Source organism: Halomonas sp. ML-15 (assembly GCF_014779595.1).
Taxonomy (GTDB): domain Bacteria; phylum Pseudomonadota; class Gammaproteobacteria; order Pseudomonadales; family Halomonadaceae; genus Franzmannia.
The window spans coordinates 383,704-384,161 of sequence record NZ_JACXZT010000010.1; the positions used below are offsets into that span (position 1 = coordinate 383,704).

The 458-nt window shown below is 64.8% G+C and carries 2 pseudogenes; both read left to right on the forward strand.

Annotated elements, in window-relative coordinates:
* Positions 1–235 (forward strand): annotated as a pseudogene (locus IEI94_RS22545) (FAH family protein); the annotation flags it as partial.
* Between the two features lie 20 nt (positions 236–255).
* Positions 256–458, forward strand: a pseudogene (locus IEI94_RS08760) (aldehyde dehydrogenase (NADP(+))); the annotation flags it as partial.

Below are 458 nucleotides of genomic sequence, written 5' to 3' on the forward strand. Positions count from 1 at the left end.
TATGGCCCACAGCCTGGCCAACCTCGAGCACCACCACTTCAAGTACGCGGGATTCCGCCGGCCCGGCGACGTCCATGTGCACTTCTTCGGTACCGCCACCCTGAGCTTCGCTGACGGCATTCAGACTCGCTACGGCGATCGCTTCGAGATCGAGCTGTCAGCGCTGGGAAGACCGTTGCGAAATCCGCTATGCGCTGAGGCAAGAAGCCCCGCCATAAAAGTGCAATCGCTTTGAGAATACACAAGGAGTCTGTTATGCCTTTGGAAGGTAAGCTTCTCATCGGCCAGCAGGCCGTCAGCGGCGACCGCGCCGAGATCCGCGCCATCAATCCCGCCAGCGGCGAGACCCTCGAGCCGGTCTACCGCGGCGGCGGCGAGGCCGAGGTCGAGCGCGCCTGTGTGCTCGCCGAGGCGGCCTTCGCCAGCTACCGCGAGACCTCCCTGGAGGCCCGCGCCAG